The 9,607-nt window shown below is 65.3% G+C and carries 10 protein-coding genes and 2 pseudogenes; 4 read left to right on the top strand and 8 right to left on the bottom strand.

The window, feature by feature from the left end:
* The first annotated feature begins 168 nt into the window (after window positions 1-168).
* A complete protein-coding gene (locus A5698_RS09040; protein ID WP_156670670.1) occupies window positions 169-543 on the top strand; it encodes a hypothetical protein in 375 nt (124 codons plus the stop codon).
* On the opposite strand, the gene A5698_RS09045 is transcribed toward A5698_RS09040, so the two are convergent.
* From A5698_RS09045 to A5698_RS09060, 4 genes are all read right to left on the bottom strand, one after another.
* Window positions 500-1,015, bottom strand: coding sequence for a hypothetical protein (locus tag A5698_RS09045; RefSeq protein ID WP_067089274.1), 516 nt, complete (start codon window positions 1,013-1,015; stop codon window positions 500-502). The two genes, A5698_RS09040 and A5698_RS09045, sit on opposite strands and share 44 nt — an antisense overlap.
* The gene (locus tag A5698_RS09050; protein WP_068295685.1) at window positions 1,012-1,569 is read right to left on the bottom strand and encodes a hypothetical protein; all 558 of its coding nucleotides are present in this window, start codon (window positions 1,567-1,569) and stop codon (window positions 1,012-1,014) included. Before A5698_RS09050 ends, A5698_RS09045 begins: the two co-directional genes overlap by 4 nt.
* Complete coding sequence (locus tag A5698_RS09055) at window positions 1,566-2,180, bottom strand: hypothetical protein (protein WP_231967352.1); 615 nt, start codon at window positions 2,178-2,180, stop codon at window positions 1,566-1,568. The genes A5698_RS09050 and A5698_RS09055 overlap by 4 nt, the downstream gene beginning before the upstream one ends.
* Before the next feature lie 292 nt (window positions 2,181-2,472).
* Window positions 2,473-3,834 (bottom strand): NAD(P)/FAD-dependent oxidoreductase, encoded by a 1,362-nt coding sequence (locus A5698_RS09060; protein ID WP_068295687.1) that lies wholly within the window; start codon window positions 3,832-3,834, stop codon window positions 2,473-2,475.
* Between the two features lie 111 nt (window positions 3,835-3,945).
* On the opposite strand from A5698_RS09060, the pseudogene A5698_RS09065 reads away from it, so the two are divergent.
* Both A5698_RS09065 and cynS read left to right on the top strand, forming a co-directional pair.
* Window positions 3,946-4,606, top strand: a pseudogene (locus A5698_RS09065) (formate/nitrite transporter family protein); the annotation flags it as partial.
* Entirely contained in the window at window positions 4,603-5,052 is a 450-nt protein-coding gene (gene cynS / locus A5698_RS09070; RefSeq protein ID WP_068295689.1) for a cyanase, read from the top strand. The pseudogene A5698_RS09065 and the gene cynS, both read left to right, overlap by 4 nt.
* A gap of 33 nt (window positions 5,053-5,085) precedes the next feature.
* Here the strand turns inward: cynS and A5698_RS09075 are convergent, their stop codons facing one another.
* The 4 genes from A5698_RS09075 to A5698_RS09090 form a co-directional block, all read right to left on the bottom strand.
* On the bottom strand, window positions 5,086-6,645 hold the full coding sequence (locus A5698_RS09075; protein WP_068295691.1) for a C39 family peptidase: 1,560 nt from the start codon (window positions 6,643-6,645) through the stop codon (window positions 5,086-5,088).
* 574 nt (window positions 6,646-7,219) lie between these two features.
* Window positions 7,220-7,447: a hypothetical protein gene (locus A5698_RS27905; protein WP_084792343.1), complete on the bottom strand. Its 228-nt coding sequence runs from the start codon at window positions 7,445-7,447 to the stop codon at window positions 7,220-7,222.
* A 132-nt stretch (window positions 7,448-7,579) separates the two neighbouring features.
* The gene (locus A5698_RS09085) at window positions 7,580-8,254 is read right to left on the bottom strand and encodes a helix-turn-helix transcriptional regulator (protein ID WP_068295695.1); all 675 of its coding nucleotides are present in this window, start codon (window positions 8,252-8,254) and stop codon (window positions 7,580-7,582) included.
* Between the two features lie 199 nt (window positions 8,255-8,453).
* On the bottom strand, window positions 8,454-8,744 hold the full coding sequence (locus tag A5698_RS09090; protein ID WP_068295698.1) for a hypothetical protein: 291 nt from the start codon (window positions 8,742-8,744) through the stop codon (window positions 8,454-8,456).
* Between the two features lie 169 nt (window positions 8,745-8,913).
* Between A5698_RS09090 and A5698_RS09095 the strand changes: the two are divergent.
* Window positions 8,914-9,607 (top strand): annotated as a pseudogene (locus A5698_RS09095) (acetamidase/formamidase family protein); the annotation flags it as partial.

A 9,607-nucleotide genomic window follows, 5' to 3' on the forward strand; every position in this document is an offset into this window, starting at 1 on the left:
AGCCACGCCAACCCGAGGTAGCCGAGTATGTACAACGACAGCGCGAACACGCCGCCGTGAAGGATGAGGCGCGCCGAGTCGACGATTGTGCGGTAGTTGCCGAGCTTGGACAGCAGCCAGGAGCGCACCTTCTCGCCGAAGGTTTCGGGCACGTCCCATCCGCGCTCTTTGAGCCTCTTTCGGCTCGCCGCCGCGCGATCGATCACCACATCGGCGCGCCTCATCCTTCACGGCGGCGTGTTCGCGCTGTCGTTGTACATACTCGGCTACCTCGGGTTGGCGTGGCTCGACATGTCGGGCGCCTTCTATCGCCCCGAGGTGGGCAACGGGTATCTGTTCCGTTTCGTGGCATGGCTTCTCGGACCGCATCCGTTAAACTTCTGGTACGGCTTCGCCGAGACGATCGCCGTCGCCTCCCACCTGATCATCGAGCCGTTGCGAGTCTGCCTGATCGCATCCACGGTGGCGTACTGCCTCGAGCAGCTCGAAAAGGAGGAGGCTACAGCAGCATCCGCAGCAGAAGTCGACCCTCAGAGGTCGTGACGTCGAGCGCGGTGGGCACCACTTGATGAGGCAACACGAACGCGAACTGCTGTAGGCCGGGCTTCTCGCAGCGCAGCGAGACACCGTCGGGTGCGATCGGCGCCATTCCACCCGCCTTCTCGGACGACCACCGTCGCTGACCGTCGGTGATGACACCGGTGCAGGTCGCCGGATTCTCGCGTGCCGGACCCGACCGGTCCACGGTGACGACCGTCAACACGGCCCCCTCGGGCAGGTCGGGCCCGAACCGTAGGGGGTTACGGTTCAAGTGTTTGATCGATTCGACCCGCCACGTGAAGCCATCGGCTGTTCCCGACTGGCCTTTGGCCACAACGACTTCGGGCACCGTCGTTTGACGGTACGTCGCCCACTGATCGCCCAACGTGGTTGCGATGACGACGACTAGCGCCCCCGCTGCAACGACGGCCCCGATCAGGTTGCGTACCCACAGTCTCGACAGCCACCTTCTCATGACGCACTGTCCACGGGAGGTTGCAGCGTCACGGCGCGCACCCGGTCGATGTCTGCACGCGGAATATCGATGATGAGCCGGGAATCGAGTTGTTCGTCGTAGCCCGTCCACACCCTCAGCGTCACCGGCTCGGACGACCCGGGCTCGATCAATGCCGGCGCGACGTCGAACACCCACGATCCCCGTTGCTCGAATCCGGGGCTGACGTCATCCCGCAGGGTCTTGAGGAAGAACCGGTCGGTGGGGGTGTAGGTGTTCGGCCCGACGATCAGATCACTGCGGGGCAGCTCGGTGCTGACCGGCGCCTCCAGCGTGGCATCGACCACCACCCAAATACCGGCAGGAGCAACGGAATTCACCATGGCGGCGGCTCGAACGTCGGTGACCGTTGCCGCGACGTCACGTCCGGCGGTGCGTTGCCCGGCTCGGCCATACACGTCGAACGGCCCCGTGACGTCGGGCGGGGTTGGAAGGTTCTGCCACACCACGGCGGCCGCCGCGATCGTGATGACAGTCCCGATCACGACCAGCGCCCGACGCGTGCGCGGACTCATGTCAGCCCCTGGACCGGAACGACGATCTGGCCGTAGTCGTCGGTGTCGATCCATTCTTTGCCGCCGTAGGTGACCAGTAACTGCGTGTACTGCTTCTTCCACACCCGGATCGTCACCGCCTGCACCGACTGCGCGCTCGATTCGGGTAGCAGCCATGTGAACACCAACTGTTCGGTGAGTCCCGGACCGAGGGTTTGAAGCGATGAACCGTCGCGGAACCGGAACGTTCCGAAGAATTCCTTGCCGGGCAGATCCTGCAGGTCGAAGAGATTGCGCAGGCGTCCGGGCACGGTGCCGGTGTTGTCCACGTTCGCTACCACGCCGAGGTAGACCTTGCCCGGCTGGGCGGTACCGATGGTCGCCATGCCGCCCTTGAGTTCACGAAGGAACCGCGCTCGCTCGACGGTGATCGTGAACTGCCCGTCGCTGAACTTCTGCGCGACGCTGAACGGGGTGACACGCTTGTCGACGGTGTCAAGGCCGCCGAACGCGGCGGTGGCGGCGAGAACCAGCAGAAGCGCGATACGTCTGATCTGCGCGAAATTCAACCGGGACAACGTCTGCGCAGCCCGATGCGTCCGCGTCACGGGGACCGGAGGTTCGCCACCCACGATGGCCGATGCTAGTGGCAATCGCAGTGGCCGCGCCCGTCTGTCACGGAAGAATGCCTGGCGATCGCGCTGTGATGGGTCAGGCGGTCGAGCGGCGCTTGAAAAGACGGTAGAGCCACAGCACCACGGCAACCGGCAGAGCCAGCCGTCCGTAGAGACCACCGTTCGACAGCAGGTACGACAACTATGTGCGGCAGTTGCGATCAGTCAAATCCGGACGGCGACAACGTCTCCCGGCAGATCCCGCCACCATGACCTGACCATAGGAGTTGTCGGCGGACGCCGGGCGAGGTCATGGTCGAGAAGAGCGGTGTACCGGTGGCGGCGGTTCCGGGAGATCCCACGTCGAGTATGTATAGCGCTGTTCGGGACGGTCCGCCCCGCCGAGCATGAAAGCGCGGTGGTAGCGGCCGGCGCGTGCGATGGAGGCCAGCCAGGTCGAGACGGTGCTGATGCGGTTGCTCACGCCGGTGAGAAACGCGATATGAATCAGGCCCCAAGCGAGCCAGCCAAGGTAGCCGGAGACCCGGACTGGGCCCACTTGAAGCAGCGCATTGCCGTGGCTGATGTAGGCCGCGGATCCGAGATCGCGGTAACGGTACGGGCGGCGGGGCCGGCCCGAGAGGTCCCGTCGAATGCAAGCCGCTGCGTGTAGGCCGCCCTGCATGGCATTCTCGGCTACACCAGGCAGCTTGTCGCGGCCGGCGAGGTCACCGATGACGAAGATCTCTGGGTGCCCTGCGACGCTCAGGTCCGGTTCGACCTGGATCCGGCCGGCGCGATCGGTCGGTGCATCGAGGACTTCAGCGGCGTGCCGGGCGAACGGGACAGCCTCGACACCCGCGGTCCACAGGACGGTCCGCGTCGCGAAATGTCTGTCGGGGCCGTCTTTCTTGGGGGTGACGGTGACGCCGTCACGGCGGACATCGGTCACATGCACACCGAGGTGCATCTCGACGCCGAGCTTCGTCAGCTTCTGAGCCGCTTTCGTGGCGAGGTCGGGCGCGAAGCTCTTCAGGATCTGCGTGCCACCGTCGAAGAGCAGCACCCGCGCCTCCTCGGGCTCAATGCTGTGAAACTCGTTCGCCAGGGTGCGAGTGGCCATTTCCCGGATCTGGCCGGCCAGTTCCACTCCGGTCGGGCCACCTCCGGCGACCGCGAAGGTGAGCCAGCTCGCCCGCTCGGCGCCGGGCGGCAAGGTCTCGGCGATCTCGAATGCGGTGAAGATGCGCTGCCTGATCTCCAGCGCGTCATCGAGCGTCTTCATACCCGGTGCCCAGTGTGCAAACGCTTCATTGCCCAGGTATGACTGCCTCATACCTGCTGCCAGGACGAGGACGTCGTAGTCGACGGCGAAGCGGGTTTCGTCCGGGCGCAGCGCGGTGACCGTTCGCGCGGACGGGTCGATCTCGATCGCCTCGCCCAGCAGGGTCCTGATGTTGTCGTAGCGAGCGAATTCCTCACGCAACGGACGGCTGATGTGGCCGATGCTGAGCTTCCCCGTCGCGCACTGGTACAGCAGCGGCTGAAACAGGTGGCCGGCGGAGCGGTCGAGCAGAGTCACGTCGACATCCGTTTTCGCCAGTCGGCGAGCACAGAACAAACCCCCGAATCCGCCACCGATGATCAGGACCCTGGGCCGTTGCGAGCTCATCACCGCAACGGTATTCCCCCGCCGCGCTCTGGCGAAGCGCACCCGGTCGTGACTACGCCGGATCTCACAGCCACAGATCTGCCTCTGTGCGGATTCGGCAACACGGATGCATTCCCGGTCGGGTTCTGCCTGCTTCGACCTGCTCACCGGCGTCTTCACGCTCGTGCCACTCGCGCTGCTGGACAAGCGCCGCGGTGTAAACGTGCGCACGATGTTGCGCAACTGGGGCTGGGTGTTCGTCGGCAACTTCGCCGGTGCGCTCACCGTCGCCTTCTTGATGGCCATCGTCTTCACCTACGGGTTCAGCGTCGACCCGAATGAGGTCGGGCAGCGGCTCGGCGAGATCGGGCACAGCCGCACCGTTGGCTACGCCGAGCACGGCGCCCCCGGCATGCTGACGTTGTTCGTCCGCGGGGTCCTCTGCAATTGGATGGTGTCGACCGGCGTGGTGGCCGCGATGATGTCCACGAGCGTGTCGGGCAAGGTCATCGCGATGTGGATGCCGATCATGCTGTTCTTCTACATGGGTTTCGAACATTCGGTGGTGAACATGTTCCTGTTCCCGTCCGGTCTCATGCTCGGCGGTGACTTCTCGATCGCGGACTACTTCATCTGGAACGAATTTCCCACGGTGGTAGGCAATCTCGTCGGAGGGATCACGTTCGTGGGGCTCACGTTGTTCGCAACCCATGCCCGTACCGGGGCGCCCAGGTTCGAGCTGCCGACCCTCACCCCCTCGGCCGGCGCCGAGGTGAATAAGGTCAGCGCATGAACCCGATCATGCCCAAGACCGATGCAGCCGCACTGGTGATCGCCGCGAAGACCCGGAAGGGACTGAGCTGGACCGAGATCGCCGACGCCCTGGATGCGCCCCGGGTCTGGTGCGTTGCCGCGCTGCTGGGTCAACACCCGATGTCGCAAGCACAGGCCGAACGCGCCTGCGCCGTGCTCGACCTGGACGCCGCGGTAGGGGAGAGCCTGCAGCTTCAACCCGCTCGCGGCATCGACCCGAAGTTGTTGTCGGATCCGACCATCTACCGGTTCCAGGAGGCGCTCGCCGTCTACGGGCCTGCGATCAAAGAACTCATCCATGAGGAGTTCGGCGACGGCATCATGAGCGCGATCAACTTCAAGGTCGACGTCCGGCGCCGCCAGGATCCCGACGGCGATCGTGTCGTGGTCACGTTCGACGGGAAGTTCCTCGACTACCGCTGGTAGCCCGCGACGCCGGAGGCGCGACGCAGGGTATGCCTACGCCACCTCCAGCAGCACCCCATCGTGGGAGATACGAGCGGATGCGACATCCGACGTTGACGACCTCGGCTGCTTGAGCTCCGCGACCCACGTCTCGTAGTTGTCGGTGTGCCACGCCCTCATGAAGGCGTCCAGCGGGACCTTCATCTTCTTCCCTTGCTCGGGGAACCCGCTGTCGTTGAGGTACACGACCCGCTCGGTGAAGTCGATGCCCGTCACGACCACCTGATGGTCCGCCGACGAGATGCCGGGCAGCGGTTCGCCCTCGACGGCATTCCAGATGGTTGCGCCCTGGACGCCGACCGAGACGGCCTTCGTGTTGTCGTCCAGTGCGGCCGCCAGGGCTCGCAGCGCGAGGTTGCCCTCCGTCTTGTCGTATGTCGTCATGGTGGCCTTGATGCCGTATTCACGATCCAGCAGAGCGATGGCGTCTCTGTCGGCGACGCGGTCGTTGGTGTCCAAGCCCAAATACATCTTCCGGGTCGGGTCGACCACACTGTCGAGCGCCATTGCCTTGCCGGCGATTTCGGCTTCTTCCGGCGTGGTTCCCGTGAGTTGGCCGACGATCATCGCCGCCGACTGCAGGACGCAGTTCTCGGCCGATTGCACTCGCCAATACTGAGCGCTCCCGTCCGGGTCGCCGTACAGGCCGGTGAAGACGGCCGGCGCGGTGAACCAATCCTTCAGCCCGTGGATGAACTCCGTGACCGCGAACGAGATGTAGTTGACGAATTCCGTCACCACGACCGCTGCGGTGTTCACCAGTTCGGACACGACGTAGCCGACGCTGCCGACGAGCGCCCCCAGCGGGTTGTCCGCATACGCGGCCAATTGCTTGTCGAACGCTTCTTTCCGAGCGGCCTGCGCTTCGTTGAACGCCTCGATCCGCTCGGCCTGAGCCTTCATGTAAGCCGCGGTACGTTCGGCCGACGTCGGATCGACGGTCAGCTCATCGGGGACCGTCCACACGGGGGGCGGTTCGGAGTTGGAATCCGCTGCCGCGGTGGTGCCGACGGCAAGCAGTTCTTCCGCGGGTGTTTCGGTAATCAGAGTGTTCGTGACCGGCTGGGTGTCGTCAGCGGATTGACTGTCGTTCAGTTGTTCGAGGTCACGGCGGACCAGATCCAGCGAGCCCACGAGAAACACGCCCGGCAGCGGGTCCACCGGCCCGTCGACGGTCGACAACGGCGAGCCGAGACCGACTGCCGACAGCAGACCCGACACAACGCCGATCGGCGCGGTGGAGGGGGCGGGATCGCCCGACTGGACGATCGTGCCGTGATTGTCCGCGGCGACGTTCTCCGACAACACCAGCGGCGCATCGATCTCCACCGCCGTCGTCGGCGTCTCGACGACGGTCTCGACGCCGGTGGCCGTGCGCGACGCAGTGACGTCGGTTGCGCCGGAATCGGTTACGCGCGCGAGCGATCGATCACCGGTGTCGTTGTTCGTCTGCGACGTGCTTCCGATGACGGCTGCGGCGGCTCTGTGAGACGCCGGCGACTCGGTGGCGACGCGGTCCGATCGGTTCTTTCTCGACTCTCGCTCAGTCGTCACCTCGGCGACGATCGGAGCGGGGTCGACCAGCTCTGGACGGGTGTCCGTCTGGCTCTTGGCGGCCTCTTCGACCGTCTTCGTAACCGGCGCCGACGTGGCCGTACCGGTGCTTGACGCAGACGCCGAATCCGTTGCGGTGTCCTTCGCCGACGATTCCGCGGAAGAAACTACTTTGGTCCTCCGCGATGTCCGCTCGGTCGACGAACTCCGGGTTGAACGGGTCTCCGACATGTCGCGGTCGGGTTTCGTCGTCGACCGGCCCGAGCCGAATGTCGTCCGCGGCCTGGTACCCGACGCGGCGGATCCGCCCGTCGAGCCGACCGACGAGCTTGGCGAACTCGACGACGAGACCGCCGATTCCGCCGATGAACTCGAGAAATCCGACGATGAGCTCGAGGACGACTGTCCTCCTTCATCGGCGAACGCCGTCCCCATACCTGCGGTGCCGACCAACCCCGCTACCCCGAGCGAGAAAGCGACGGCCCCGACCCGCAGCGCAGCGACCCGCAGTGCAACCTTGGCAGAATTCATCGCCGGTCCGATACCTCCGCCCGACCGCTCACCGAATGACTCATCAGCTGCTCAGCCAGACGTACCAGAGCCCGTCGCCGCCCTGACGGCAATCCCAGTGCCCGTAGTTCGCATCGCCCTGCGCAATCTCGACGTTCGGACCGTCGACCTGGCAGGCATCGAGCGTTGAGTAGGCGCCCTCTACTTGGACCTCGTCCGCGTGCGCCACGCCGACACCGAGGGCGAGCAGCCCTCCCAGCGCCAGCGTTCCCGCGGCGATCATTCTCTTCATGCTCGTGCCTCTCATAGATGGGGACCAACCACCGCGTGTGCGGGCTTGAAAGTATTAACGCAACCGTTATCTGGGCGAGAGGCAAACGTTAGTTAGTTCATCTGTTCAGATGACACCGGCCGTGGCGCAGACTCACAGATCGTTGACGTCGAGAATGTCGTCCTGGATAGCTCTGGCGACCAGAGCGGCCTTGGTCGGGGCCGGCCTGCCGACCGCCGCGTACTTCGCCCGCACCCTTTGGAGATGGGTCGCGACGGTCGAGGGCTCGATGTACAACCGCTGCGCGACCGCGTTCTTGTTGTCGGTCTGGAACCAGGCGATCAGTACCTGGCGCTCGCGGTGAGTCAGCTGCGGTCGAGTCTTCCGTCGGCTGTTGCCGGAGGCCGGTGCCATCTGCGGAACCGCTCGCAGTTGTTCGTTGCGCGCGGCGGCGTCAATCGCCGCCGCCAGCACATGCTCGGGCTCATGCTTGGCGATACAACTGACGGCGCCGGCGTCGCCGACGGCAGATGCGACATCGTCGTCGAGCGAACAGGTGTAGACGACCACACGGTGGCCCGCGTCGCAAATCTGTCGAAGCGCGTCGAGATCCGGTCCGCCGCCGTCGCAGGCAAGGTCGAACAACACGACGAGGCCCGGGGAGCCGACACGGTATGTCGCAGCGAACTCCACCGGGCTGGTGAAATGATCGACGACCGTCGTGCGCGGGCGGCTGCGCCTCAACCACGCCTCGATGCCCGCGTACACCACGCGTTGATTGCCGACGACGACGACCGATGTCGAACGCTCCCCGTCGTCCGGCGGCATGCCGCTGATCCCCCTATGTCGTGCAGACAGGCGCTGCAGTTTGAGCGATTCGAACTCACATCTGCGCGTCGGGCGCACGATGCGGTCGCGTCGTGCGAACGGGTGCCCGTAACCGCACTGATTGAAACGTGAAACACCGAGCCTACGAGATGGCTCAGCAGAACTGGTACTCGACGTTCCAGAAGCCGGGGTGGGGCACCTAAATCGCCGAGAACTGCCCGCCGAGAGCGGGATTGGCGTCGTGGATCATTCCCGTACCACCCACCCCGGGAATGAAGCCCGGCGGGTCCCACGTGATTGAAACCGGGTCACCCGGTGTGTCCGGCGTACATCCGATCTGCTTCGTCAGATAGCCGTCGGTCACGGTCCACTCCGCACTGGCCAGATCCGGCGTCGGCGGGGGCGGCATGGCGTGCGCGACGCCTGACGCCGCGATGATCGCAGCGGCCGCTGCGCTCGCCACCGACACGATGAATCGCTGACCGCGCATCTCGACACCTCCCGCGTGAGGCTGAATCTCTACCTGACGCTAGACGTTCCGCATTCGTTTCGGCTCGATTCGGCCGTGCCCGACGTCAACGGTCTCGAACCTGACGGCAACATCGACGCAACACCGCGTGGGTAGCTTCGGGACGACCGACAACCCGGAGGTCACCTAGATGAATGAGTCGTTCGCACAAGCTGCCGCCGAAACCATCACCAGAGGGATCGGCCGGCGCGATTTCGTTCGCGCGGTGGCAGCGGTGGGGGCGGGCGCGGGCATCGGTGCCGTCGCAGCCGCCTGCACGACGGGCGACACCCCGCGGCAACCGGGGCCGGCACCGGCCGCTTCGAGGTCCTCCAACCCGACCACGGTGACATCGCGGGCGACCATTACCTGCAGTCCGTACCCGATCAGGTGCTGTGGGGCTATGTCCCGACCGTGCACGCCACACCGGTGAAGACGATGCGCTCGGAGCAGACGATCACCGTCGACACGGTGTCCCACGAAGGGATCCTCGAGGACCAGGGCCGCAATCCGGTCGAGTACTTCGGCGGCAAGGGGGTCGGCGAGTCGGATGTGCTGCAGGACGCGATCGCCGTCGCGGCCGAGTACAACCGCACGCCCCGCAATTTCGACAAGGACGGTCCGCACGTGGTGACCGGTCCGGTGTTCATCGACGGCGCCGAGCCCGGTGACGTGCTGAAAATCGAGACGCTTCAGGCCATTCCGCGCGTTCCCTACGGCGTGGTCTCGAGTCGCCACGGAAAAGGTGCGCTCGCCCGCAAGTCCGACGGCTCGGCGCCGGACGGCATCAGCATCGAAGAAGTGATGCCGCCCGTGGCCACCGACCACAGACCCAACGCCGACCC

It is taken from the genome of Mycobacterium sp. E136 (genome assembly GCF_001666865.1).
In the GTDB taxonomy this organism is placed as follows: Bacteria; Actinomycetota; Actinomycetes; order Mycobacteriales; family Mycobacteriaceae; genus Mycobacterium.